The 23,351-nt window shown below is 63.8% G+C and carries 23 protein-coding genes and 1 pseudogene; 10 read left to right on the top strand and 14 right to left on the bottom strand.

Annotated elements, in window-relative coordinates; translation table 11 throughout:
• Positions 1 to 756 carry an RHS repeat-associated core domain-containing protein gene (locus tag ACZ5KU_RS11065; RefSeq protein WP_464737142.1) on the bottom strand — a complete coding sequence of 252 codons (756 nt, stop codon included), beginning with the start codon at positions 754 to 756 and terminating at the stop codon, positions 1 to 3.
• A gap of 1,024 nt (positions 757 to 1,780) precedes the next feature.
• Here ACZ5KU_RS11065 and ACZ5KU_RS11070 point away from each other — a divergent pair.
• The 6 genes from ACZ5KU_RS11070 (at position 1,781) to ACZ5KU_RS11095 (ending at position 8,208) form a co-directional block, all read left to right on the top strand.
• Positions 1,781 to 3,031 carry a dienelactone hydrolase family protein gene (locus tag ACZ5KU_RS11070; RefSeq protein WP_464737143.1) on the top strand — a complete coding sequence of 417 codons (1,251 nt, stop codon included), beginning with the start codon at positions 1,781 to 1,783 and terminating at the stop codon, positions 3,029 to 3,031.
• 3 nt (positions 3,032 to 3,034) lie between these two features.
• Complete coding sequence (locus tag ACZ5KU_RS11075; RefSeq protein ID WP_464737144.1) at positions 3,035 to 3,820, top strand: SDR family oxidoreductase; 786 nt, start codon at positions 3,035 to 3,037, stop codon at positions 3,818 to 3,820.
• A 67-nt stretch (positions 3,821 to 3,887) separates the two neighbouring features.
• A complete protein-coding gene (locus ACZ5KU_RS11080; protein ID WP_464737145.1) occupies positions 3,888 to 5,126 on the top strand; it encodes a styrene monooxygenase/indole monooxygenase family protein in 1,239 nt (412 codons plus the stop codon).
• 12 nt (positions 5,127 to 5,138) lie between these two features.
• Positions 5,139 to 5,672 (top strand): flavin reductase family protein, encoded by a 534-nt coding sequence (locus ACZ5KU_RS11085; RefSeq protein ID WP_054056397.1) that lies wholly within the window; start codon positions 5,139 to 5,141, stop codon positions 5,670 to 5,672.
• A 100-nt stretch (positions 5,673 to 5,772) separates the two neighbouring features.
• Positions 5,773 to 6,705, top strand: a complete 933-nt coding sequence (locus ACZ5KU_RS11090) for a SphA family protein (RefSeq protein ID WP_416772784.1) — start codon at positions 5,773 to 5,775, stop codon at positions 6,703 to 6,705.
• 81 nt (positions 6,706 to 6,786) lie between these two features.
• On the top strand, positions 6,787 to 8,208 hold the full coding sequence (locus tag ACZ5KU_RS11095; RefSeq protein ID WP_464737146.1) for a methyl-accepting chemotaxis protein: 1,422 nt from the start codon (positions 6,787 to 6,789) through the stop codon (positions 8,206 to 8,208).
• 70 nt (positions 8,209 to 8,278) lie between these two features.
• Here ACZ5KU_RS11095 and catA read toward each other — a convergent pair whose 3' ends face one another.
• Genes catA through antA form a run of 4 tightly spaced genes read right to left on the bottom strand, consistent with a single transcriptional unit; the run spans position 8,279 to position 12,160 of the window.
• Positions 8,279 to 9,205, bottom strand: coding sequence for a catechol 1,2-dioxygenase (gene catA, locus ACZ5KU_RS11100; RefSeq protein ID WP_054059440.1), 927 nt, complete (start codon positions 9,203 to 9,205; stop codon positions 8,279 to 8,281).
• Positions 9,206 to 9,237: 32 nt separating this feature from the next.
• Positions 9,238 to 10,272: an anthranilate 1,2-dioxygenase electron transfer component AntC gene (gene antC / locus ACZ5KU_RS11105; protein WP_464737147.1), complete on the bottom strand. Its 1,035-nt coding sequence runs from the start codon at positions 10,270 to 10,272 to the stop codon at positions 9,238 to 9,240.
• 11 nt (positions 10,273 to 10,283) lie between these two features.
• Positions 10,284 to 10,775 (bottom strand): anthranilate 1,2-dioxygenase small subunit, encoded by a 492-nt coding sequence (antB, locus tag ACZ5KU_RS11110; RefSeq protein WP_054059442.1) that lies wholly within the window; start codon positions 10,773 to 10,775, stop codon positions 10,284 to 10,286.
• Positions 10,772 to 12,160 carry an anthranilate 1,2-dioxygenase large subunit gene (antA, locus tag ACZ5KU_RS11115; RefSeq protein ID WP_054059443.1) on the bottom strand — a complete coding sequence of 463 codons (1,389 nt, stop codon included), beginning with the start codon at positions 12,158 to 12,160 and terminating at the stop codon, positions 10,772 to 10,774. Before antA ends, antB begins: the two co-directional genes overlap by 4 nt.
• A gap of 208 nt (positions 12,161 to 12,368) precedes the next feature.
• Between antA and ACZ5KU_RS11120 the strand changes: the two genes are divergently transcribed.
• Positions 12,369 to 13,340 (top strand): AraC family transcriptional regulator, encoded by a 972-nt coding sequence (locus ACZ5KU_RS11120; RefSeq protein ID WP_464737148.1) that lies wholly within the window; start codon positions 12,369 to 12,371, stop codon positions 13,338 to 13,340.
• Between the two features lie 71 nt (positions 13,341 to 13,411).
• Here ACZ5KU_RS11120 and ACZ5KU_RS11125 read toward each other — a convergent pair whose 3' ends face one another.
• Together ACZ5KU_RS11125 and ACZ5KU_RS11130 are read right to left on the bottom strand one after the other, a co-directional pair.
• A complete protein-coding gene (locus tag ACZ5KU_RS11125) occupies positions 13,412 to 14,437 on the bottom strand; it encodes an AraC family transcriptional regulator (RefSeq protein ID WP_464737149.1) in 1,026 nt (341 codons plus the stop codon).
• Positions 14,438 to 14,653: 216 nt separating this feature from the next.
• Positions 14,654 to 15,538, bottom strand: coding sequence for a LysR family transcriptional regulator (locus ACZ5KU_RS11130; RefSeq protein ID WP_054059446.1), 885 nt, complete (start codon positions 15,536 to 15,538; stop codon positions 14,654 to 14,656).
• 130 nt (positions 15,539 to 15,668) lie between these two features.
• On the opposite strand from ACZ5KU_RS11130, the pseudogene ACZ5KU_RS11135 reads away from it, so the two are divergent.
• Together ACZ5KU_RS11135 and catC are read left to right on the top strand one after the other, a co-directional pair.
• A pseudogene (locus tag ACZ5KU_RS11135) lies at positions 15,669 to 16,789 on the top strand (muconate cycloisomerase family protein).
• An 18-nt stretch (positions 16,790 to 16,807) separates the two neighbouring features.
• Complete coding sequence (gene catC / locus ACZ5KU_RS11140; protein ID WP_054059448.1) at positions 16,808 to 17,098, top strand: muconolactone Delta-isomerase; 291 nt, start codon at positions 16,808 to 16,810, stop codon at positions 17,096 to 17,098.
• A gap of 71 nt (positions 17,099 to 17,169) precedes the next feature.
• On the opposite strand, the gene ACZ5KU_RS11145 is transcribed toward catC, so the two are convergent.
• The 4 genes from ACZ5KU_RS11145 to ACZ5KU_RS11160 all read right to left on the bottom strand — a co-directional run bounded on the left by ACZ5KU_RS11145 (position 17,170) and on the right by ACZ5KU_RS11160 (position 19,364).
• Entirely contained in the window at positions 17,170 to 17,370 is a 201-nt protein-coding gene (locus tag ACZ5KU_RS11145) for a hypothetical protein (protein WP_464737150.1), read from the bottom strand.
• A complete protein-coding gene (locus tag ACZ5KU_RS11150) occupies positions 17,346 to 17,666 on the bottom strand; it encodes a hypothetical protein (protein WP_464737151.1) in 321 nt (106 codons plus the stop codon). The genes ACZ5KU_RS11145 and ACZ5KU_RS11150 overlap by 25 nt, the downstream gene beginning before the upstream one ends.
• Before the next feature lie 57 nt (positions 17,667 to 17,723).
• Positions 17,724 to 18,221, bottom strand: a complete 498-nt coding sequence (locus tag ACZ5KU_RS11155; RefSeq protein ID WP_054059450.1) for a hypothetical protein — start codon at positions 18,219 to 18,221, stop codon at positions 17,724 to 17,726.
• A gap of 444 nt (positions 18,222 to 18,665) precedes the next feature.
• The gene (locus ACZ5KU_RS11160; RefSeq protein ID WP_054062770.1) at positions 18,666 to 19,364 is read right to left on the bottom strand and encodes a YoaK family protein; all 699 of its coding nucleotides are present in this window, start codon (positions 19,362 to 19,364) and stop codon (positions 18,666 to 18,668) included.
• A 298-nt stretch (positions 19,365 to 19,662) separates the two neighbouring features.
• Here ACZ5KU_RS11160 and ACZ5KU_RS11165 point away from each other — a divergent pair, with 298 nt between their 5' ends.
• Entirely contained in the window at positions 19,663 to 19,878 is a 216-nt protein-coding gene (locus tag ACZ5KU_RS11165; protein WP_464737152.1) for a DUF2790 domain-containing protein, read from the top strand.
• Between the two features lie 102 nt (positions 19,879 to 19,980).
• On the opposite strand, the gene lysA is transcribed toward ACZ5KU_RS11165, so the two are convergent.
• The 3 genes from lysA to ACZ5KU_RS11180 form a co-directional block, all read right to left on the bottom strand.
• On the bottom strand, positions 19,981 to 21,219 hold the full coding sequence (gene lysA / locus ACZ5KU_RS11170) for a diaminopimelate decarboxylase (RefSeq protein WP_464737153.1): 1,239 nt from the start codon (positions 21,217 to 21,219) through the stop codon (positions 19,981 to 19,983).
• A gap of 194 nt (positions 21,220 to 21,413) precedes the next feature.
• Positions 21,414 to 22,331: a LysR family transcriptional regulator gene (locus tag ACZ5KU_RS11175; RefSeq protein WP_054061094.1), complete on the bottom strand. Its 918-nt coding sequence runs from the start codon at positions 22,329 to 22,331 to the stop codon at positions 21,414 to 21,416.
• Between the two features lie 60 nt (positions 22,332 to 22,391).
• Positions 22,392 to 23,174: an ATP-grasp domain-containing protein gene (locus tag ACZ5KU_RS11180; protein WP_464737154.1), complete on the bottom strand. Its 783-nt coding sequence runs from the start codon at positions 23,172 to 23,174 to the stop codon at positions 22,392 to 22,394.
• Positions 23,175 to 23,351: the final 177 nt, after the last annotated feature.

A 23,351-nucleotide genomic window follows, 5' to 3' on the forward strand; every position in this document is an offset into this window, starting at 1 on the left:
CTAACTGCCTTCGGCCATTCTGGTTCTTGCATCGCCATTTTTTTTGGGCCAACTTGTCAACTCAGTCCAGCCACTGCCTGTCTCGTTGCGCATTATCGTTTTCTTCAGCGTCTTCTCGTTGGAGGCATTGACGCCCAGTCTGGAGGTGTAGAACTTTGTTGTGCTGTTAGCGCTTTTTATTCGCCAGAGATCAGGAAGCACCGTGCGGGGGCTTGGAGTTGAAATGTGTCCATCGCGATCTACTCGATTGACGGGGTCAGCCAGGCAATACAGATAGCTGTTTATGCCGCCAGCACCAAAAGGGCTCCAGCTGTCCGGGCTATTGAAACGCATCAATACCGGATTGAAGACACGATAGCCACTACCCAGCGGATAGTGCCCAGTGATCGGATCGGCTCTTTCACCCTTGAAGCCCAGCAAGTTGCCCAGGTCACTCGTTATCTTGCCATGACCATAGGGGGTATAGGCGATGGGGTGGTCGATGGCGCCTCGGAGGGTTTTCAGCACCGAGCGTTGCGAGTCTGTGGCCAGTAGCCAGGTGTCCTGGGCATTATCCTGGCGCTGTTGCTGAGCCAGTAACTGGTTGTCGTGTTGAAAAAAACGGGTCTGTTTAGCGCCCTGGATCTCGTTGGCCAGGCGGCTTTCGCAGTAGAAACGCAGGAGATTGGCTTGGTTTGATACAGCGCAGTCGATCAGGCGATCCAGTGGATCGTAGTGATAGCGACACAGTAGGGTTTCGCGGGGGAGCGTCAGCATTGGCCAGACTCCAGGCAGGGTCGAAACTGCTGTGCCGAGTGTGGGCTTTTTCCGGGTCATTGCCTACTGGCAGAACTATCAGGTTCGTACCCCTGCTTGCAGAGCTATCGACTGCCTGATCCCCAGTCTGCTGATCAGAAACGGGGACGGATTTATTTTCTCCGGTAATGCTCCGCAGCGAGGCCCGTTGACAAGAACAGATCGTTTCGTGGGCGAGGTGGAGAGTATTGTTGAAACGTTGTCCGGAGCGGCCGAAGCGAGGCTCGGGAAATAAATCCGTCCCCGTTTTTTCCCGTTTTTTGCCGTTTTTTGTCGAGCTAGCGGCGCTGATGCTGACTTTATCTTCTTTATTTGCCGTGCCAGCGAGGGCGTCCGGAAAACGGTATTTTGGAGGGGGTGAGTAGAGGGCGGCTTTGTTGAGGAAGAATTATGTGTCTGTGGGCTTGGAAGTCCGTTGATATTCATGTCTTATATTTTCTCTTGAGTTGGCTGGCTTAGGGGTTAATTACCAGAAGGTCGATAGAGGGTGACTTCAGGTTCAATGTTGCTTTGTGAGCCAAGAGAGGGCGAGGCCACTGTCTGTCTGCCAGATTCAGGCTGGGGAGAAGTGGTCGTCGCCTTCCTGATTGGAAGAAAAGGTGCTGTTCTTTTGTAAGTGGATATTTAATATCTTCTGGAGGGGTTTAATAACTGGCTGAACGGATAGGTTTTTTATTATTTGGAAATAATGAAGTTCGCTCTGAAGTTGCGTGTGAATATACGTAGGGAGTGGCCGTAGCATAAAGACTACAAAACAGATGTTTACGCGGTGAAGGGAAGTGAGGAGGAGGGGGCGAACCTGAAGTGCTTGCAGTGTGCTGACGTGCCCATTCGCGGTTAAACCCACTCCCACACGACCGCGTCGTGATGAATGGCACCCGCCGAAAACTTTTCGCAGCCAGCGGACTTTTCACGCAGCCAGCGGACAGCCCCAGTCACGCAACCGCCCGAAGATGTCCCCACGTCAACGACTGGAGACATCGCAATGAAGGGACATTACGTCAACGTCCGCTCGGATTCCGGCGAGCAGTTCCAGGCCTACCTGGCCACATCCATCGATGGCCGCGGCCCGGGCGTGGTGCTCTGCCAGGAGATCTTCGGAGTCAACGCCGCCATGCGCGAAGTGGCGGACCAGTTGGCCGAGGAAGGCTACACGGTGCTGGTGCCGGACCTGTACTGGCGCCAGGAGGCCGGGGTGGATCTGGGCTACAACGAAGCCGATTTCCAACGCGCCTTCGCCCTTTACCAGGCCTTTGACGAAGGCCACGGCATCCGCGACATCGCCGCCAGCCTGCGCCATTTGCGTGGCCTGGACGCCTGCAGCGCAGACGGTCTCGGCGTGGTCGGCTACTGCCTGGGGGGCAAGCTTGCCTACCTCGCCGCCTGTCGCCTGCCGGAAGCGGCCTGTGCCGTCGGCTACTACGGGGTGGGCATCGAGCAGGCCCTGAATGAACTCGAAGGCCTGAGTGGTCGCCTGGTCCTGCACTTCGCCGAACGGGATCAGTTCTGCCAGGCCGACGCCCGCGAGTCGATCATCGCCGCGTTGCAGCAGGCGCCGGGCACCGAAGCCTATGTCTACCCGAATGTCGATCATGCCTTCGCCCGTCCTGCCGGCGATCACTTTCACAAGCCTTCGGCACTGCTCGCCCACGAGCGCACCATCGCCGCGCTGCGCCGTACCATCGGCCCGGACTACAACCTCTCGGCGCTGTGGGAAGAACATATCCGCCACGAGTTCGATACCCGTGACGTGCCCGCGACCATGGCGACCATGGTGCCCCAGCCTTACGTCAACCATATCCCGACCATGACCGGTGGCGTCGGCTACCGCGAGCTGGCGCGTTTCTATCGCTACCACTTCGTGCATGGCAACCCGCAGGACATGAGCCTGACGCCGATCTCGCGCACCGTGGGGGCCTCGCAGATCGTCGACGAGTTCATCATGAGCTTCACCCACGACCGTGAGATCGACTGGCTGCTGCCGGGCGTGGCCCCCACCGGGCGTTTTGTCGAGATTCCGATGCTGGGCGTGGTCAAGTTCCGCGGGCCGAAGCTCTATCACGAGCATATCTACTGGGACCAGGCCAGCGTGCTGGTGCAGATCGGCCTGCTCGACCCCACCGGCCTGCCGGTGGCCGGGGCGGTGACCGCGCACAAGCTGCTCGATGAAAGCCTGCCGTCGAACACGCTGATGCCCAGTTGGGCCGCCAGCGCCGACCTGCCGATCGAGGGTTGAGCCATGTCCATGAACCTGCAGGACAAGGTGGCGCTGATCAGTGGCGGCGCGACCCTGATCGGTGTCGCCGTCGCCGAGGCGCTGGTCGCCGCCGGCGCCCGGGTGGCGCTGCTGGATATCGATCCCAGGGGCGCCGAGGTGGCGGCGGGCCTGGCCGACAACGGCCTGTTCGTGGCAGTGGACCTGACCGACGATGCCGCTCTCGGCGACGCGGTGGGGCAGGTCCGGCAACGCTGGGGCCGGATCGACCTGGTGATCAACCTGGCTTGCACCTACCTCGACCAGGGCATCGCCTCCGACCGCAGTGAGTGGCTGCGCGCCCTCGACATCAACCTGGTGTCGGCGGTGCAACTGGTGCGTACGGTGCACGCCGACCTCAAGGCCAACGGCGGCGTGGTGATCAATTTCACCTCGATTTCCGCCGGCTGTGCCCAGACCGGGCGCTGGCTCTACCCGGTGTCCAAGGCCGCCTTGCAGCAGCTGACCCGGTGCATGGCCATGGACCTGGCCGCCGATGGCATCCGGGTCAACTCGGTGTCGCCGGGCTGGACCTGGTCGCGGGTGATCGCCGAAGTCAGCGGCGGCGACCGTGCCAAGGCCGACCGGGTGGCCGCCGACTATCACCTGCTCGGACGCCTCGGCGATCCGGCCGAAGTGGCCCAGGTGGTGGCCTTCCTCTGTTCGTCGGCGGCCAGCTTCGTCACTGGCGCGGACTACGCGGTGGATGGCGGCTACTCGGTGATGGGACCGGAGCGCAACCAGCCCGCCATTGCGCGGCTGGCCGAATAGAGCCGTTTTGCTCGCGCCGGGTGCGCGGGCTTTTTCTTCAAGACATTCGAACAACAGGAGACACTCCATGCGTCGCATCGCTATCGTCGGGGCCGGACAAGCCGGCCTGCAACTGGGCCTCGGGCTGCTTGCCCAGGGCTACCAGGTGAGCATCACCACCAACCGCACCGCCGAGCAGATCCGCGCCGGCAAGGTCATGTCCAGCCAGTGCATGTTCAACACCGCCTTGCAGACCGAACGCGACCTGGGCCTGAACTTCTGGGAAGAACAGTGCCCCGCGGTGGAAGGCATCGGCCTGACCGTGCCCAACCCGCAGCAGCCGGGCAGCAAGCTGATCGACTGGAGCGCGCGCCTGGAGCGTTACGCCCAGGCGGTGGACCAGCGCCTGAAGATGCCGGCGTGGATGGACGAGTTCGTCCGCCGTGGCGGCGAGCTGCAGATCGAGGACGTCGGCATCGCCGAACTGGAACGCCTGGCCGCCAGCCACGACCTGGTGCTGCTGGCCGCCGGCAAGGGCGAGATCGTCAAACAGTTCCCCAAGGACGCCGAGCGCACCCGCTTCAACCAGCCGCAACGGGCCCTGGCCCTGACCTATGTGAAGGGCATGACGCCGATGTCGCCGTACTCGCGGGTGGCCTTCAACCTGATTCCCGGGGTGGGCGAGTACTTCGTGTTCCCGGCGCTGACCCTGAGCGGGCCGTGCGAAATCATGGTTTTCGAAGGCATCCCCGGCGGTCCGATGGACTGCTGGCAGGACGTGCAGACCCCCGAGCAGCATCTGCAACGCAGCCTGGAGATCGTGCGCCGTTATGTGCCGTGGGAAGCCGAGCGCTGCCGTCATGTCGAGCTGACCGATGCCGGCGGCGTGCTGGCCGGACGCTTCACGCCGATGGTGCGCAAGCCGGTGCTGGAGCTGCCCTCGGGCCTGCCGGTGTTCGGCATGGCCGATGCCCTGGTGGTCAACGACCCGATCACCGGGCAGGGCTCCAACAACGCCGCCAAGTGCAGCAAGGTCTACCTCGACGCGATCCTCGCCCACGGTGACCAGCCGTTCACCCCGCAGTGGATGGTGCAGACCTTCGAGCGCTACTGGGACTACGCCCAGCACGTGGTCGGCTGGACCAACAGCATGCTGCTGCCACCGCCTGAGCATCTGTTGCAGTTGCTCGGCGCCGCCGGGCAGTCGCAGGCCCTGGCTTCGGTCATCGCCAACAACTTCGACGATCCGCGCCGCTTCGCCCCGTGGTGGTTCGATGCCCAGGCCTGCCAGGCCTTCATCGCCAAGCTTTCGCCCGTGGCCGCCTGAGGAGTGATGGATATGAACGCAATGCACCTGCCTCTGGACCTGATCGCCGCCGACAGCAGCGAGCCCCGCGCCCTGCGCAACCTGCTCGGCCAGTTCGCCACCGGGGTCACCGTGATCACCACCCGTGGCGTCGACGGGCGCAAGGTCGGCATGACCGCCAACTCGTTTTCCTCGGTGTCCCTGGACCCGCCGCTGGTGCTCTGGAGCCTGGCGCGTACGGCGCCGAGCGTGAGCGACTTCCTCGCCGCCAGCCACTTCGCCATCAACGTGCTGGGCAGCGACCAGCACGGCCTGTCCGGTCACTTTGCGCGGCCGGCGGCGGACAAGTTCGCCGGCATCGAGCATGTCGAGGCCACGGCGGGCGTGCCGCTGCTGGACGGCGCCATCGCCACCCTGGTGTGTCGCAACCTGACCCAGTACGAGGGCGGCGACCACCTGATCTTCCTCGGTGAAATCGAGCACTACCGACACAGCGGCGGAGAACCGCTGGTCTTCCACGCCGGGCAGTACCGGGTCGCCGTCGCGCACCCCGAACTCGGCCGTTGAGTCTCCTGCCTCTTACAACAACATTCGGGTCTGTACGAAATGTCTTCAACGCCGCCTGGGCGAGCGCAGATGCATTTCCTACAGAGCCAAGGAGCCTTGCATGAACAACATCCGTAACCTGGCCTGTGCCCTCGCGCTCGGCAGTGGTGCCGCCCAGGCCTATGACCTGCCGGTGGTCAACCTCGGCCTCACCAGCTTTCTCGACGGCGGCCTGCCGGCGGGGCCGGGCTGGTACCTGCAGCAGTACTTCCAGAACTACAGCGCCAACCGCCTGGTGGACAAGAACGGCGACAAGCTGGGCTTGCCCAGGACCGAGCTGGATTACCAGGTCGCGGTCACCCAGGTCAGCTACCTCTCGGACCTGCGCCTGGGCAACGCCAGCCTCGGCCTGAACACCGTGTTGCCCATCGTGACCAAAATGAAGGTCGACGATGGTCTCGACAACGCGGCCCTGAAGGACCAGGGCGGGGTCGGCGACTGGCTGATCGGCCCGTTCATCCAGTTCGACCCGATCATGGGCAAGGACGGTCCGCTGTTCGTGCACCGCATCGAACTGCAGGTCAACCTGCCCACCGGCGAGTACAGCGACAAGAAGGACATCAACCCCGGCAACAACGCGGTGTCGTTCAACCCCTACTGGGCGGCGACCTACTGGTTCACCCCGAACTGGACGGCCTCGGTGCGTGCCCACTACCTGTACAACTTCAAGAACCACGACCCCGGCTACGGTTTCGGCGATGCCAGCGATATCCAGGCCGGCCAGGCCCTGCACGCCAACTTCGCCACCGACTACGCGGTCACCCCGCAACTGCGCCTGGGCATCAACGGCTACTGGCTCAAGCAGATCAGCGACACCCGGGTCGACGGCCACGAAGTCTCCGGGCGCCGGGAAAAGGTCTGGGCCATCGGGCCGGGGGCGATGTACAGCTTCTCCAAGGACGATCACCTGGTGTTCAACGCCTATTTCGAACAGGACGTGGAAAACCGCCCCGACGGCTCGCGGCTGCAGGTGCGTTATATCCACCACTTCTGATCGGCTCCTGGGCGTCAGTCTTCATCAGCGTTTGGCCTGCCCTGAGTGGCAGGCCTTTTTTTTTGAGTTTGAGGGAGTGCCATGGATTTCGATGCATTGATCTGCCGGACCGACCTGCAGGGGCGGCTGGTGTTTTTCAACGAGGCTTTCTGCCAGGCCCATGGGCTCACCCCGACCGCCGTGCAGCAGACGTCCCTCGATGACCTTCTGCATCCGCAGGTGCCGCGGCGCCTGGTCGAGCACCTGTACCAGACCCTCGGCCGCGGCCGGCCCTGGCTGGGGCCGTTGTGCCATCGGCGCGGCGACGCTGGCGAGCTATGGCTGGAGCTGTACATCAAGCCGGTGCATGGGGCCACGGGTATCAGTGGTTACGGGGCGGTCTTCCTGCCCCTGGACGAGGCGGGCATCGGGCAGGCGCGTCGGGGTTATCGACGTATCGCCCGACATGGCGCGCCGGGCGGCGCGTCCTGGTGGCGCTGGTTGTCCTCGGCGGCTGGCGGCTTGCTGCCGCAGGGGTTGCTGCGACGACGCCTTGCCGGTCTGCTGGATGATCACGGTAAAGTCTGCGCCGATCCCTGGTTGGCCGGTTTTCTCGGCGGCGAGAGCAGCCTGGCCCGGGTCGCCTGGGGCCTGCGCAGCGAAGAGCGGCGCCTGCAGGCGGCGCTGGTGCGTATCGCTGGCTCCGGGGCCGGGCTGGGCGGACAGGCCCGGGACATGGCCGGGATGATCCGCGAGGAGGCGCTGCAATTGGATCGCCAGCGCGAGGCCAACCAGCAGGTGGCCACGGCGCTGCATGAACTGGCGGCGACCATCCAGGAAGTGACGCGCAATGTTCAGTTCGCCAGCCAGTCCACCAGCGAGGCCAGCAGCCTGGCCAGCGGCGGTGAGCGACAGGCGCGGGAGGCGGGCGAGGCGCTGGGCACGCTGGAGCAGGCCATCGGTACCAGCGCCCGCGCGGCCCGGGAGGTGGCGCAGGAGGTGGAAGCCATCGGCGGGTTCACCAGCCTGATCGATGCCATTGCCAGCCAGACCAATCTGCTGGCGCTCAATGCCGCCATCGAAGCCGCCCGTGCGGGTGAGGCGGGGCGCGGCTTCAGTGTGGTGGCCGATGAGGTGCGGCAACTGGCGGCGCGGACCCAGGAGGCCACGGCACGCATCCGGCCGTTGCTCGAGCGCCTGGAGCAGGCCAACGGCCGCAACCGCGAGGTCGCCCGGCAGTGCGAGGAACTGGCCCGGGCCGGCGCCGGCCGGGTGCAGGCGGTGGCCAGCGCCCTGAGCGCGGTCGCCGGGCAATTGCAGAGTGTGGACAGCCTCGGGCAGCAGATCGCCGTGGCCATGCATGAGCAGGAGCAGGTGGTGCAACTGCTGGATGAACAGTTGCAGGGCAATGTCGAGGCCATCGGGCGCAGCGTGGAGCAGGCGAGGAGGGTGGAGGGGGTGAGCGGGGAGTTGACGCGGCAGTCGGAGAGCCTGTTGAGCCTGGCACATTACTTCGATCGCTGACGCCCTCCTGTAGAGCGCGGCGTTTCGGGCCGCCGAACCGCCGCGCTGCTGTGAGGACCGGTGCCGCGACTCAATGCCCCTGCAACGCCCGAGGCCGCTGGCTGCGCTCCTGGTCATCGGCATGGGTGGCCGCCTGCAGGGCGAAGTCGAAGGTCATCTGCGCACAGCGCCCGTTCACGCCGTGCACGCCGTTCTCGCTGAACGTCACTTCCCCCACCAGCCCGTCCCGGGTGGCATAGGCAAAGTCATCCCACAGGTACTGGTCACCCGAGAGGTTGATCTGGGTGGTCAGGTGCCGGTAACCCGGTGCCGAGATGAAGAAGTGCACATGGGCCGGCCGCTGGCCGTGACGGCCCAACTGGTTCAGGCATTCCTGGGTCGGGCCCTGCGGGTTGCAGCCATAGCCGCTGGGCACGATGCTGCGTGCGCGGTAGCGGCCCTCGGCGTCGGTGATGATGCGCCGGCGCAGGTTGTACTCCGACTGGCTCTGGTCGAAGTACGAGTAGTTGCCCTGGGTATTGGCATGCCACAAGTCGACGGTGGCCCCGGCGATCGGCGCGCCGTTCAGGTCCAGCACCCGGCCCTCGAGGAACATCACCGTGGCCTGGCCGTCCTCGCTGCCGTCGTCCATGCGCGTTTCACCTTCGGCAATCGGCGCACCGGCCACGTACAGCGGCCCTTCGATGGTCCGCGGCGTGCCACCGACCTTGCCGGCCTGGGCGTCGCGGGCATCGGCGAGCAGGTCGAGGAAGTGCTCCAGGCCCAGCCCGGCCACCAGCAGCCCGGCCTCGTTCTTCCCGCCGAGGCGGTTGAGGTAGTCCACGGCGGTCCAGAATTCGTCATCGCTGATCTGCAGGTCCTCGATCAACCGCGCGGCGTCCTGCAGCACCCGCAGAATGATGCGCTTGATCCGCGGGTTGCCGTTGTCGTTGCGGTAGCCGGCGGCTTCTTCGAAAAAGCGCTGCACGTCGGCGTTCTGGGAAATGGCTACGGTCATGATGTTTGCCTCTGTTGTTGTGATTGTTCGGGTTAACGTCGGGTCGTTGCGCTTTGCAGGAATTTCTCGGCGTAGATCTGCACCTCGCCCGGTGCCTGGTCGGCGACCCAGCCTTTCACCGCCTCCACCATCGGCGGCGGGCCGCACAGGTACATGTCGAAGGGTTCGGCGTTCAGGCGCGCGGCGTCGAAGTGCTCGTGGATATAGCCGCGGCGGCCGTTCCAGTCCGTGCCGGGCTGGCTCACCACCGGGGTGAACTCGAAGCCGGGAATGCGCTGGCACAGCGCTTCCAGACGCGCGGTCTCGCACAGGTCGGCTTCCTGGTTGACCCCGTAGAACAGTTGGATCGGGTACGAACAGTCGCCGCGCTCGGCGATCTCGTCGAGCATGCCGAGGAAGGCCGACAGGCCGGTGCCGCCCGCCACCATCACCAGCGGCCGCTCCACCTGACGCAGGTAGAAGCTGCCCAGTGGCGCCTCCAGTTGCATCGCCATACCGGGCACGCAGTGTTCGCGCAGGAAGTTGCTCATCACCCCGTCCGGCAGCAGGCGGATCAGGAACTGCAACTGGTTGCCGGCATTCGGCCGGTTGGCGAAGGAATAGGCGCGCCACTGGTCGGTGCCCGGTACCTGCAGGCGGGCGTACTGGCCTGGCAGGAACTGCAGGGTGTCGGCCTGGGCGCTGGCGTCCAGGTGGAGGATGGCGGTGCTGGCCGAGATCTGTTCGACCCGCAGCACCGTGCTCTGCAAGCGCAGCGGCTCACCGGCATGGCAGTGGCTGGAGTCGTGGTCGAAATAGAACGTGGCGTCGGACTGCACGCGGGTCTGGCAGGCGAGCATCTTGCGCTGCGCCAGGTCGCGGGCGCTGAGGGCTTCGTCGTCGACGTATTCCTGCTCGTAGCGCCCGGATTCGCAGCGGCCCTGGCAGGTGCCGCAGACCCCTTCGCGGCAGTCCAGCGGCAGGCTGATGCCCTGGCGCAGGGCGGCGTCCAGCAGCAGCTCGCCAGGCTTGACGGCGATGAAGAAGGTCTTGCCGTCGGCAAAGCTGAGGGCAACGTTATGGGTCATGGCGGCAGCCCTCAGAGGTGATAGAAGTCCAGCACGGAATCGATGGTGTCGTTGAGCAGCAGCACGTGCTTGCGGCGGATGCGCAAGTCCGTACCGTCCTGGCGCAGCAGGTAGGTGCAGTGGCCGAAGAAACTGCCCTGGCGCCCCTGGCGGGCGTACAGGGTTTGCCAGGCGACGCGGGCCTCGAACTGCCCGTCCTCCAGTTCGCGCACCCGCAGGTTGCTGATCTGGTGCAGGGTGCGCGGGTGCGGCGTGGACGCCGCGGACTTGCCGGTGCGCAGGCGGAACACCCGGTCTTCGAGGCCGGAACGGTCCTCGTAGTAGATGTACGAGAGGCCCTGGTTGGGGTCTTCGACGTAGCGGTGCTCGCTTTCCCACTGCGGCAGGTGGAACACGCTGTCCGGGTCGAACAGCTCCAGGTAGGCGTCCCAGTCCTGGGCATCGCAAAGCTCGGCCTTGCGCAACAGAAACTGCTCGATGGTGTAGTGCAGGGAGAGGTTCATGCTTGGACTTCCTTCGGTTGCAGGGCGCGACGGGCCAGGCCTTCGAGCAGCAGGCGCTGCCAGGTGCCGTGCTGGTTGACGTAGAGGCCTTCGTGGGTGAATTCGCGACCGGTCAGCACCGGCCGGATACCCAGGGCTTCGCTGTTGGGCGTGGCGCCCTCGGTCCAGCGGTGATGGCCACGGGAGATATCGCTCCAGCGTTCCAGGCGGGCCTGGAAGCCGCGCTGCTGTTCGCGGAACTCCACCAGGTCGTCCGGCGTGCCCATGCCCGAGACGTTGAAGAAATCCTCGAACTGGCGGATGCGATTGCGCCGGTCGGCCGCGGACTCGCCCTTGACCCCGATGCACTGGCTGATCACTTCGGTCTTGTTCCAGGCCACCGGGCGCACGATGCGCAACTGCGAGCTGATCTGGTCCATGAAGAACAGGCTGGGGTAGATGTTCAGGTTGCGCAGGCGGTGCATCATCCACTCGGCGCGGACCTGCCCGTATTCCTCCACCAGCCTTGGCATGACGCTGGCATAGCCGGGGCGCACGGCGGGGTTGGGCATATCGCTGAACAGCACGCTGTGGCCGTTGTGGAAACTGAACCAGCCGTCGTCGGTTTCCGCATCGCCCGCGCCCAGCTTGCTGTAGTCCAGGGTGCTGTCACCCTGGCCCTTTTGCGCGTTGACCTGCTGGCGGTGCTGCACCGTGGACACGTAGTTGTAGTGCACGGTGGACACGTGGTAGCCGTCCAGGCCGTTCTCGTTCTGCAGCTTCCAGTTGCCGTCGTAGGTGTAGGTGGACTTGCCTGCCAGCACTTCGAGTTCACCGGTGGGCGACTGGGCCACCATCATGTCGAAGAAGATCCGCGCATCGCCCAGGAAGTCCTCCAGCGAGTCGCTGGCGTGGGTGTCCAGGCTGATGAAGACGAAGCCCTTGTAGCTCTCGATCCGTGCCTTGCGCAGGCCGCGGGTGGCCTTGTCGAAGCCTTCCGGGTATTCGCCGGGGGCCTTGACCTTCACCAGGCGGCCGTCGCTCTTGTAGCACCAGGCGTGGAACGGACAGGTGAAGGTGGACTGGTTGCCCGCGCCCTGGCGGGTCAGGGTGGCGCCGCGGTGCTGGCAGGCGTTGATCAGCGCATGCAGCTCGCCGTTGCCATCGCGGGTGATGATCATCGGCTGGCGCCCGGCGCGCAGGGTGATGAAGTCGTTGGGGTTGGCGATTTCGCTTTCGTGACAGGCGTAGATCCACTGCTTCTCGAAAATCAGCTCCATCTCCAGGTCGAACAGTTGCGGCTCGGTGAAGATATCGCGGGCGACGCGGTAGATGCCCTCGACGGGGCGAAAGTCCAGGCAGCCCTGGACGTAGTCTTGCCATTGGCTCGGGGTGCGGGCGCTCATCGGGCGTGTCCTCGTTGTTGGAGTTCTGTGCCGGATTGAAGCGCTGGCGGCGAGGTCGCTCTAGCCGTTTAGTGGGCGTTGACCAGCCATTTCTTCCGCCCTTGCAGGGCGCGGATGACGGCGGGGCAAATAGCTGCACAAAATGGATAGTGGGACGGGGCGTTGTCGCCGGACAATCGAGCCAGTCCACCGAGCCGAGGAGACGCCCATGCACCGCGCCATTGCCACCCTGCATAACCGCTGCGCCGAACTGACCCAGGCGCAGCAATGGATGAGCGCCATCTGTGGCCCGCACCAGTTGCGTTCCCGGCACCCCGAACAGCTCTGTTTCAGCCACCTCGGCACGCGCCTGCCGGCGCTGGGCACGGTGCTGGGGCGCATCGCCTACGGCACGGCGGTGAATATCGGTATCCGCTCGCTCGACGCCTACAGCATCAGCCTGCCGCTGCGCGGGCGGCAGCGTTTGCGCAGCGGTCGCGACCAGGTGCGTTCCGATGCGGGCTGCGGGCTGGTGGTGTCACCGCTGGAAGCCCACTCGCTGGAGCTGGGCGGCGACTGCGAGAAGCTTCAGGTGGTGGTGCATCGGCGGGCGCTGGAGGAGGTGGCCGAGGAAATGCTGCAGCGGCCGTTGCGCGAGCCGATCCGCTTTCGGGCGCAAATGGATATTGGCCGCGAGGAAGTGGCGGCCTGGTGGCTGAGCGTGCGCCAGCTGCTGGACAACTGGCCGCAGCTCAGCGCGCTGTACGCCCAGCCGCGTCTGGCCCGGGACATGGAAGGCCTGCTGATCCGCGCGCTGCTGCTGGCGCAGCCGAACAACTACTCCGATGAACTGGAGCAGGGCGGGCAGGAGCGGATTCCGCACTACCTGGTGCGTGCCCGGCAGTATCTTCAGGACCATGCCCGCGAGGCGCTGCGCCTGGACGATCTGGAGCAGGTGGCCGGGGTCTCGCGGGAGAAACTCTACGATGCGTTTCGCCGTCATCACGGGCTGACGCCGATGGCCTATCTCAAGCATTACCGACTGACCGCGGTGCGCAGCGCGTTGTTGAGTGGCGGGGCGGCGGCGAGTGTGTCGAGTGTGGCGCTGGAGTGGGGATTCGGGCACCTGGGGCGGTTTGCCAGTGATTACCGCAAGGCGTTCGGGGAGTCGCCGTCCGGCACCCTGGCGCGCTTGCGCTGAGGCCCCTCTTTCAGACCGTCTTGAGAGCCCTCGCAGGGGGCTCTCAAGACGGTCGCCAGGGCAGCGGGTGGTCACGACACCCGAAAGCGCCGTGTCGCCGAAGGCAGCTCCCCATACCGCCGCTTGTACTCCTGGGCGAACCGCCCCAGGTGGGCAAATCCCCATTTGAACGCCACATCCGTCACTGACGCCTGTTCATTGCGCGTCAGTTCTTCATGCACCCGCTCCAGGCGCAGCTCGCGCATGTAGGCCATCGGGCTGGTATTGCGAAAACTGCGGAAGCCGGCAAACAGCGTGCGCACGCTGACCCCGGCCTGCTCGGCCAGCGATTCGACGCTGAGGGGCTCGTGCAGGTGCTCGCGGATGTAGGCCTCGGTGCGCTTGATGAAGTAGGGCGAGATGCTCTTTTCCGCCGGGCGCTCCAGATTGTCCAGGGCGCTGTGGGGCTGCCCGTAGAGCAGGGAATTGAGCAGCGCCGATTCGAACTGCTTGAGCACCAGCGGCTGGTGCAGCGGGTGCTCCGCGCTGCCGATGGCGTGGACCAGGGTGTTGAGCAACTGCAGGAAATAGGCGGCCCCGGGGCGCGAGAAATCCAGGCGCGGATCGAATTGCGGCAGGCGCTGGCTGGCCTGGGGGATGTGCTGGCGGCAGTGGTAGGCCATGTCGGCCTGCTCGATGCGCAGGGTCAACTGCGGCGAGTGACCCTGCCAGCGCATCCGCGCCGGCAGGGTCGGCGACAGCAGCGAGGCCACCAGCGGCGAGGATTCGAATTCCAGCCCCTCGCAGCGGATCAGCGCGCCGCCCTGGATGGGGATCTGGATCAGGTAGAAATCCTCCAGGCGTCCGGGGTCGATATCCACTTCCGTGGCGTACTCCAGCCGGCTCAGTGCCAGGCCGCCGCGGGTCACATGGTGCATGCAGGCGCCAACCGCCTCGCTGGTGTGCACCGCAACCAGCTCGTGCGGCTTGAAGATGCGCCCGACACTGGTCCGCACGCTGTCCAGGTCGTAATGCAGGAACAACTGGTTCTGTTCAGTGAAAAGCTGCAAATCACTGAAGCACTCACCGCTCGCAAGGCTTGCTTCGATGGAGATCATTGTCACCTCTCGTTACACAGGCAACCACGTCTGCACGCTTTCGGGCACCGGCTTCTGCAGTAACCGGATAGTCGTTGCAGTGTCCGGATAATGCCCGGGCGGCAGTGTGATCCTTGGTGCCGATCACCGTCGGCTTATCCCTCTCTCAGCAAGGAACAGACCAACCTGGATGTTGATCGTCGCGCGAGCGGGGATCGAACGCGGGTGACGACGAGGTTATGGCGCCCGTTCCGCGAGCAGTGCCTCGATCAATTCCAGGCAACGCTGCAACACCGGATTTGCTTCGTCCTTGCGTCGACTGAGGATGATCGGGCTCACCGCATCCCGATCGCTCACCCCGGTGTATTCCAGATCCGCCCGATGCTGCTGGCGTACCGACGCCGGGGCCAGGGTCACCCCCAGCCCGGCAGACACCAGCCCCAGCGCCGTCTGCAGTTCATTGCTCCACTGCCCGACCTTCACGCTCAAGCCATGGTGGGCGAACAGCGCCAGGACATGGTCGGCATAGCTGGGGCGGGGCGTGGCCGGATACAGCACGAAGGCCTCTCCGGCCAGTTGCGCCAGGCTCGGCGTCGTGCCACCCAGCGCATGCCCGCGCGGCAGCACCGCCACCAGCGGGTCCTCGTACAGCACCCGCTGCTCGATGGCCGGATCATCAATGCGAATGCGCCCGAAGCCGATATCGATACGCCCGGCCTTGAGCGCCTCGACCTGCTGCAGCGTGGTCATCTCGACCAGGTCCAGTTGCAACTCGGCGTCGCTGCGCAGCGCTCGGGTCAGCTCTGGCAACAGTCCATACAGAGTCGAGGGCGCAAAGCCGATTCCCAGCCAGTGTCGCTGCCCCTGGCCGATGCGCCGGGTGGTGGCGCCGATCTGTTCCAGTTGCTGGAGCAGGGTGCCGGTCTGTTCATAGAAATAGCGTCCGGCCTCGGTCAGGCGCAGTGGCCGCCCGCGCTCGAGCAGCAGGGTGCCGAGTTCTTCTTCCAGTTGGCCGATCTGCCGGCTCAGCGGCGGCTGGGCCATATGCAGGCGTTCGGCGGCGCGGGTGAAGTTCAGGGTTTCGGCGAGCGCCTTGAAGTAACGCAGGTGGCGAAGCTCCATCAGACTTCCTGGGTATGGTGGCAGAGGTAATCGATATTGGATTGCTCGCCGCCAACAGGCAATCCTTTGCCCACCCATTGAACGACAACGGCGGCGCAGGGGCGCCGCCGGCCACAAGGTGCCCAGGCAAATGAGCAATGCAGTGATCGAACAGGTACAGGCGGTCATCGTCGACCTGCCCACCATCCGCCCCCACAAGCTGGCGATGCACACCATGCAGCAGCAGACCCTGGTGATCCTGCGCCTGCGCTGCAGCGATGGCATCGAGGGTATCGGCGAAGCCACCACCATCGGCGGCCTGTCCTACGGCTATGAAAGCCCGGAAAGCATCAAGGCCAATATCGACAGCCACCTGGCCCGGCCCTGATCGGCCTGGCCGCGGACAATATCAACGCCGCCATGCTCAAGCTGGACAAGATCGCCAAGGGCAACACCTTCGCCAAGTCCGGCCTGGAAAGTGCCTTGCTCGATGCCCAGGGCAAGCGCCTCGGCCTGCCGGTCAGCGAACTGCTCGGTGGTCGCGTGCGCGACAGCCTGGAAGTGGCCTGGACCCTGGCCAGCGGCGACACCGCCCGGGATATCGGTGAAGCCGAGCAGATGCTGGAACGGCGTCGGCACCGCATCTTCAAGCTGAAGATCGGCGCCAACCCGTTGGAACAGGACCTCCGGCATGTGATCGCGATCAAGCGGGCCCTGGGCGATTGCGCCAGCGTGCGCGTCGACGTCAACCAGTATTGGGACGAGTCCCAGGCCATCCGCGGCTGCCAGGTGCTGGGCGACAACGGCATCGACCTGATCGAGCAGCCGATCTCCCGGGTCAACCGCTCCGGCCAGGTGCGCCTGAACCAGCGCAGCCCGGCACCGATCATGGCCGACGAATCCATCGAAAGCGTCGAGGATGCCTTCAGCCTCGCCGCCGACGGCGCCGCCAGTATCTTCGCCCTGAAGATCGCCAAGAACGGCGGACCCCGTGCCGTGCTACGCACCGCGCAGATCGCCGAGGCGGCGGGTATCGCCCTGTATGGCGGGACCATGCTCGAAGGCTCGGTCGGCACCCTGGCTTCGGCCCACGCCTTCCTCACCCTGCGCCACTTGACCTGGGGCACCGAGCTGTTCGGGCCCTTGCTGCTGACCGAGGAAATCGTCCGCGAAGCGCCGGTCTATCGCGATTTCCAGCTGCACGTACCGCGTACCCCCGGCCTCGGCCTGACCCTCGACGAGACGCAACTGTCGCGCTTTGCCCGCCGCTAAGACAAGAAGGAAACGACCATGCTGTTCCACGTGAAGATGACCGTAAAACTGCCGCAGGACATGGACCCGGCCAGGGCCGCGCAACTGAAGGCCGACGAAAAGGCACTGGCCCAGCGCCTGCAGCGCGAGGGCACCTGGCGCCACCTCTGGCGGATCGCCGGGCACTACGCCAACTACAGCGTGTTCGACGTGCCCAGCGTCGAGGCGCTGCATGACACGCTGATGCAACTGCCGTTGTTCCCCTATATGGATATCGAGGTTGACGGCCTGTGCCGGCATCCGTCGTCGATCCACGAGGATGATCGGTGAGGGGATGAAGCCCGGTGAAGGAGTTCCAGCCAGGCTCGCGGAGCATGGCTGGATGACTGGCGGCGATGAAGTCAGGAAAGGGCGATGCCGAGTCGGCCGGTCAACTCGGCCATTCGCGGGTCGTTCCTCAGGCTCTCCAGGAACTCTTGATGGAGCCTTTCGTTGGTTGAGCGGGAGTTGAGGGCGGCGTAGGTCGATTCGTCGTCGATCAGGCCGTTGCGTTTGTACAGTTCATCGGTGTGGTGTCTCAGCAGGGTGAAGTACTCATCCATTTCTCCAGAGGAAAGGCTTGAGAACCTTGCCTCATTTTTAAATGCTGACGTTCCATCTGGCAGGAATATGACTTCGAGTGCAAATTCCCCCACCATTTTGGTACGGCACCTATTGGCACAGGTGGATCCATCACATCAGACATTTCGGCGCCAGCAGCGCTTATGCTGACTTTGTCGGTCTCGTTCTTGATGTTTTCGGCGGTTTCTATCGAGAAGGCGCTGTGGTCTTTCGTCGAAGTTGTTTTTGGTGTGATTGGATTGTAGGTGGGTGATGGGATGCTGTTATTAATCTTCATGGGCTTCTCTCTTGTAGCGTTTAAAGTGGGTGAGGGTGTTGTTGCAAAAGGTTGACGCTACCAGGAGAAAGTCGAGATCGGCCGATTCCAGCTGGTGTTTCTCCAGCCGAAGTTGAGTGGTGAACCATTTTTGTCCAGAGCTTGGTAGTGAACGTCAACTTCCACTGCGTTATTGGCGTTCCATTCTCCGCCGGGGGCATCTGATTTATCTGCGAGCCAACGGTCACCGGCAACGTGGTAGCTCATGCCATTTTCCGTATAGATAACCTCCTTGTGCGGGCTCCAGTGGCTGCCTACCGAGTAGTACGACCGGTAATCGTGCTCGTTGCCAAAGCGCTTCAGCCGGATGTTGTAGATCTTCAACCCTTGCGTAACGCTGGGGTAGGGGTGACCGGTGATCATTGCCGCGCCTTTGATTTTGCTGAGGCTTTCATCATCGAGAACCGTGACCTGAATGCCTTTGGCCTGCAGCGAAGAAAGAATGGAAGGCTGTGCAATGCTGATGGCCGGCAGCAACGATGCAGCTGACAATAGGAATAGGTGGCCGATTTTCATTGGTGACTCCAGGTGGAACTCGGGGTTGGGTGACCAGGAGAAAGCAGGGCCACTCTTGGCCTGACAGATCAGGCAGGAGGAGAGTGTTCGCCAATCTTCTGGTTGAAAGAGAGAGACGCTGCTCTTTTGTAAGTAGATATTTAATATCTTTCGAAGGGGATTAATAACTGGCTGAACGGATAGGTTTTTCAATATTTGGAAATAATGGAAAACATCCCTGGGGTCGTGGGTGAATATATGTGGGAAATGGCTGTAGCCTGGGTGCTACAAGATGGGATGTTGGGACGGGCGAGTGTGGAATGAGGAGAGGGGCAGCCCGAGATATTTTTGTGGTGCTGGCGGGCCTATTCGCGGGCAAGTCGGATCGCCGCACCGCCGGCTCCTGCAGGAAGGCGTGAGTGCATACCTGTAGCGTACCCGCCGTTCATTGTCTGCGGACTGCCCTCAGCGCGGCATGAAATCCTTCTGCCACTGATGTGGAATCCTCAGCGCGATCAGCCCCAGCACCGCGGCGATCGCCGCACTGACCACCAGCGCCTGCACGCCCATCTGGCGCTCCAGCATGGCGCCAAACACTGCACCCACCAGCATGCCGCTCCAGGGTACCAGCTGCACCCGCCAGCCATCGCGCTTTTCGCCGAGCAGCCGGCGCCCCAGGCCGCGGCCGAAGCGGGACAGGGCGCCGGTAACGTAGGTCAGGCCGATCGGCAGGCCGTTGACCTGTTCGACGGCGGCATTGAGCATGCCCATGGCAATGATCGCGGTCAGCAAGGCCGGCACGCGAGTGTTGAACGGCAGTATCGCGGCGATGCAGAGCAGGGTGGAAACGCACAGCAGCAACGGCAGCGAGCGCCTGCCGCCGACGCGTCCGGCCAGCACGCCCAGCACGTTGCCGGCGATGAACGCCATCACCGCCGCGACCAGGCGCAGCACCATCGACAGGTCCCCCTCGCTGACGGCCACCGCCAGGCGCGTGGTGTTGCCGCTCATGAACGAGACGAAGTCGCCCGTGGCGAGAAAGCCGATGGCGTCGGTCATGCCGGCGAGAAAGGACAGGCAGGCCACCAGGGCCAGTCCGACCCGGCCGCGCAGACGGCGCAGGTGCAAACGGTTGCCGGAAAGAAGAGGGGCTGATGGAAGCATCCGCTGGGCTCCTGACTGGACGGTGGACGGCAAGCGGCTGATCAGCCAGAGCAGGCCGCTGTTCCGGGTAGCCGGATGATGACAGGTTTCATGAACTTTTTGTCATGATTTTTAATGGAATAAAATGCAACTTGTATTTTTAAATAGTTAACTTTGATTTAACTGATTCATAACGTTTTATTTAAACTTTTTCATAACTTTCTTAATCCTCGGATAACGAACGGTTGCGAGTCTCCACCCAGCGCCTTCTACCGGATTTGCCGGGTCGGCTTGTGTTTTTCCTATTGAGAGAGTTGCCATGAATATCTATGTAAAGGGCTTGGCCGTTGCCGCTGTTCTTTTCAGTGCCCAGGCGTTTGCCCTGGACCGGAAGGATGTCGCCGAAGTGATCCGCGTGGACTCCAAGCCGTATGCCTGCGGGATTTCCAACGCCAAGATGACCTACAAGACGCCAGACGGGCAGATCAAGGAATATGACTACAAGACCTGGGGCAACGGTTGTGCCGGGGATTGAGGGAAGCGCGGGGCGGGAACGTCGTGTAGCGAAGCCCACTGAATCCTGTAACGCCAACGCGGCGTCACCCTGCAAAAGGTGACGCCGCGAGGTTTTTGGGGATCAGCCCAGGCAGGCCAGTTCCGGGCCCAGCAGTTCATCGAAGGTCTGCCGCCGCCGAATCAGGCGGGAGTGCTCGCCATCGAGCAGGTATTCCGGCACCAGCGGCCGCGAGTTGTAGTTCGAGGACATGGTCGAGCCATAGGCCCCGGCGTTGTGGAACAGGATGAGGTCGCCGGTGGTTGGCCGGCTCATGGTTTCGAAGCGCAGGGCGCCGTCGCCGGCGAGGGTGAAGACGTCACCGGATTCGCACAGGGGGCCGGCGATGAGGGTGCTGATCGAGGGCCGCTCCGGGGCCTGGGCCACCAGCGACACGCGGTGGTAGCTGCCGTAGAGCGTCGGGCGGATCAGTTCGTTGAAGCCGGCGTCGACCAGCGTGAAGGGGTTGGCGCCCTGTTGCTTGACCGCACGCACTTCGCAGACCAGCGTGCCCGACTCGGCCACCAGGAAGCGGCCAGGCTCCAGCTCCAAACGTACCGGACGACCATAGCGGGTCTGCGCATTACGGCGCACCGCGTCCCACAGCGAGAAGTAGTGCTCCACATCGATCGGTTCCTCACCTTCGCGGTAGGGCACCGAGAGCCCGCCGCCGGCCGACAGTGCCTCGATCGGCCGATCGATCTGCTCCAGCAGTTGGGTAACGGCGTCGCAGACCTGGCCCAGGTGACCGTAGTCGACACCCGAGCCGATGTGCACGTGCACACCCACCAGGTGCAGGTCGTAGCGGCTCAGCAGTTCAAGGGCTTCGGCCAGTTGTTCATGCCAGATGCCGTGCTTGCTGTTGGGGCCGCCGGTGTTGGTCTTGGGGCTGTGGCCATGGCCGAAGCCCGGGTTGATCCGCAGCCACACACGGTGCCCGGGCGACAGCTCGCCCAACTGCTCGATCATGTCCAGCGAGCCGAGGTTGGCCTCGACGCCAAGCTCGACGATACGCGCCAGGGTCGGGCGATCGAACACGTCCGAGGTGTAGACCAGGTCCGAGGGGCCATCGACGTTGCTGCGCGGGTTGAAGCCGGCCTTGATCGCCCGCTCGATTTCGCCCAGGGACACGGCGTCGAGTTTCACGCCTTCCTCGCGCATGAGGCTGAGGATCGACAGGTTCGACAGGGCCTTCTGGGCGAAGCGCACGGTGTCGAAGGTTTTCAGCGTGCGGATACGCTCGCGAATGACGGCGGCATCATAGATCCAGACGGGGGTGCCATGGGCTTTGGCGATGTGTGCGGCATGCTGTTCGAGGGTCATGGGGCAAGCTCGGGCTGAAAGGCGATGTTCCCTGGGTTTTCCAAGGTCGTATAAGGCCACGCCGGGGCTCGCGAGTGTTGTCAGGAGGTGTACCGGTGTGGGTGCGCCTTTTTAGCATTGCCGTGTCCGGATAAAAAATATCAGTTTTCGGGGTGTCCATTCATTTCTGATATGGCCGGTGGGCCGTGCACTGGCTAGGGAATCTCGGCGAGCTGGGCTTCGAGATCTCGACAGCAATCGCGCAAGGCGTCGACGAATCGATCGACCAGTACGGAGTGGGGACGATGCAGCGGACGCACCACGCGGATGGAGTAGGGGATCGACAGGGCAAAGCGCCGAATGGTCAGCCCCAGGTTGACGTAGGAGAGCGCCGTCAGCGGGTTGAGGGTCGACACCCCGACACCCTGGGCGACGGTGCTGCACACCGCAGCCGCGCTATGGGTTTCCACCTGCAGCCGGCGGCTGACGCCATGCTCCTCGAACAACGCATCGATTTTCTTGCGGTAGGGGTCGTTGGCGGCAAACGAGATGAACGGTTCGCCTTCGAAGTCCTCGGGGGCGAGCACCGACTTGGCTGCCAAGGGGTGATCCGGTGGCAGTACGCAGACCATGTCCGAGGTGAACACGCAGTCGCTTTCGGTGCCGAGCGCAAGGGTGGCGTCCTCGATCAGCCCCAGGTCGTAGCGTTGCGAGGACAACCATTCATTGAGCAGCGGCTGTTCCTGCGGGGTGATGGTCAGCGCGACATCCGGGAATTGCCGCAGAAAGCGCTTGCAGACCATCGGCAGTAGGGCCTGGGAGAACGCCGGCAAGGTCACCAGGGCGATCTGGCCGTTCTTGTGTTGGCGGATGGCTTCGGCGGTGCGTTCGATCCGTTCCATGCCGAAATAGGCGCGCTCGACCTCCTCGAACAGTCGCAGCGCCTGTTCGGTGGGAATCAGCTTGGCGTTGGCCCGCTTGAACAGCACCAACTGGGTGATCGACTCCAGGCGGCTCAGCTCGCGGCTCACGGTGGGTTGCGAGGTGTGCAGCAGTTCGGCGGCGGCGGTGGCGCTGCCGGTGGTCATCACGGCCCAGAAGATTTCCATGTGCCTGAAGTTGAGCTTGGCCACGTTGCTTGAGTTCTCGATGTTGCGCTGGGCGCGGGTTATCTCTGGGGCAGGGCCTGCCCGTTAGGGGTGGGCCTTGAGCAGCTTGGCGAACGTTGCGGCGGGCCAGGTCTTGCGGTCGGAAACCTGGCCGTCACCGAGTTCGACGATACGCAGTACACCGTCAGTCCTGAGCACGATGTCCACCGAGAAGAATGGGCTTTGAATCAACCGCGCACAGTCTTCGACGATGTTCGGCACTTCGCCGTCTTCACCGTAGGCCTTGCCCTGGAAGACGAAGTAGCGTCGCTCGGTCTCTTCACGATAGTCCTCACGTTTGCGTACGCAGATGCCGCCTTCGATCTGCCCGCGGTATTGCTGCATCAGCTCGACGACGGCCCGGATCTGCTGTGGGGTTTCGACCAGCGACCCGCCTGCGGTGTTCAGGGACTTCACGTAGTCCTTGATGAAGTAGCCGGGCCAGTCCAGGCCGCCCAGGGCCTGGACAAAGTCGGCATCCGGCTCCAGCACACGGGTTTCGCTGGTGTGTTCGCTCAGCAGCGGATACCACAGCGGCAGGTGATGGCAATGTCGATATTGCTCGACACTGGTGAACGCCTGGAGGTCGCGCTGCTGCCAGCTCTCGACCAGCCTGGCATAGTTTTCCGGGGTCAGCATCCAGCCCCGGTAGAGCACGGTCGCGTCGGCGGGGATCGCTGGGCGGGCCTTGAAGGTGCCGGCCTCGAAGTCGTCAAAGGAAAACAGGGAGGCGTCCAGCCCCTCGGCCAATGCGGCGGTGTGCTCGTCGCGATAGGTTTCATCCGGTTGTTGCGGGTCGAAGGGATCGCTGGGATAGAGGAGGTGCATGGCGGGCGATTCACTGGGCTTTGGTAGCGCGCAGGGTTGCAAAGTCGGAGGGGGTTGTCACGTCTTTGCGTTTGGATTGAGCGTGAGGAGCGCAGATCCGCGACGGATTGTGGAAGCCTGTTCGCGGATAAGTCCGGCTCCCACAGGGGCGCGGTGATTCTTATCATTCCCACGCAG

This window comes from Pseudomonas sp. Tof1, from assembly GCF_055390395.1.

Bases quoted from the DNA above. Each gene is read 5' to 3' on its own strand.
- ACZ5KU_RS11165 (WP_464737152.1), top strand. From the start codon at position 19,663: ATGAATATCTATGTAAAGGGCTTGGCCGTTGCCGCTGTTCTTTTCAGT.
- ACZ5KU_RS11080 (WP_464737145.1), top strand. From the start codon at position 3,888: ATGCGTCGCATCGCTATCGTCGGGGCCGGACAAGCCGGCCTGCAACTG.
- ACZ5KU_RS11070 (WP_464737143.1), top strand. From the start codon at position 1,781: ATGAAGGGACATTACGTCAACGTCCGCTCGGATTCCGGCGAGCAGTTC.
- ACZ5KU_RS11145 (WP_464737150.1), bottom strand. From the start codon at position 17,370: ATGGATGAGTACTTCACCCTGCTGAGACACCACACCGATGAACTGTAC.
- ACZ5KU_RS11065 (WP_464737142.1), bottom strand. From the start codon at position 756: ATGCTGACGCTCCCCCGCGAAACCCTACTGTGTCGCTATCACTACGAT.
- antB (WP_054059442.1), bottom strand. From the start codon at position 10,775: ATGAACCTCTCCCTGCACTACACCATCGAGCAGTTTCTGTTGCGCAAG.
- ACZ5KU_RS11150 (WP_464737151.1), bottom strand. From the start codon at position 17,666: ATGAAGATTAATAACAGCATCCCATCACCCACCTACAATCCAATCACA.
- antC (WP_464737147.1), bottom strand. From the start codon at position 10,272: ATGACCCATAACGTTGCCCTCAGCTTTGCCGACGGCAAGACCTTCTTC.
- ACZ5KU_RS11180 (WP_464737154.1), bottom strand. From the start codon at position 23,174: ATGCACCTCCTCTATCCCAGCGATCCCTTCGACCCGCAACAACCGGAT.
- catC (WP_054059448.1), top strand. From the start codon at position 16,808: ATGCTGTTCCACGTGAAGATGACCGTAAAACTGCCGCAGGACATGGAC.
- ACZ5KU_RS11075 (WP_464737144.1), top strand. From the start codon at position 3,035: ATGTCCATGAACCTGCAGGACAAGGTGGCGCTGATCAGTGGCGGCGCG.
- ACZ5KU_RS11155 (WP_054059450.1), bottom strand. From the start codon at position 18,221: ATGAAAATCGGCCACCTATTCCTATTGTCAGCTGCATCGTTGCTGCCG.
- ACZ5KU_RS11120 (WP_464737148.1), top strand. From the start codon at position 12,369: ATGCACCGCGCCATTGCCACCCTGCATAACCGCTGCGCCGAACTGACC.
- catA (WP_054059440.1), bottom strand. From the start codon at position 9,205: ATGACCGTAGCCATTTCCCAGAACGCCGACGTGCAGCGCTTTTTCGAA.
- ACZ5KU_RS11125 (WP_464737149.1), bottom strand. From the start codon at position 14,437: ATGATCTCCATCGAAGCAAGCCTTGCGAGCGGTGAGTGCTTCAGTGAT.
- lysA (WP_464737153.1), bottom strand. From the start codon at position 21,219: ATGACCCTCGAACAGCATGCCGCACACATCGCCAAAGCCCATGGCACC.
- ACZ5KU_RS11090 (WP_416772784.1), top strand. From the start codon at position 5,773: ATGAACAACATCCGTAACCTGGCCTGTGCCCTCGCGCTCGGCAGTGGT.
- ACZ5KU_RS11085 (WP_054056397.1), top strand. From the start codon at position 5,139: ATGAACGCAATGCACCTGCCTCTGGACCTGATCGCCGCCGACAGCAGC.
- ACZ5KU_RS11095 (WP_464737146.1), top strand. From the start codon at position 6,787: ATGGATTTCGATGCATTGATCTGCCGGACCGACCTGCAGGGGCGGCTG.
- ACZ5KU_RS11130 (WP_054059446.1), bottom strand. From the start codon at position 15,538: ATGGAGCTTCGCCACCTGCGTTACTTCAAGGCGCTCGCCGAAACCCTG.
- antA (WP_054059443.1), bottom strand. From the start codon at position 12,160: ATGAGCGCCCGCACCCCGAGCCAATGGCAAGACTACGTCCAGGGCTGC.
- ACZ5KU_RS11160 (WP_054062770.1), bottom strand. From the start codon at position 19,364: ATGCTTCCATCAGCCCCTCTTCTTTCCGGCAACCGTTTGCACCTGCGC.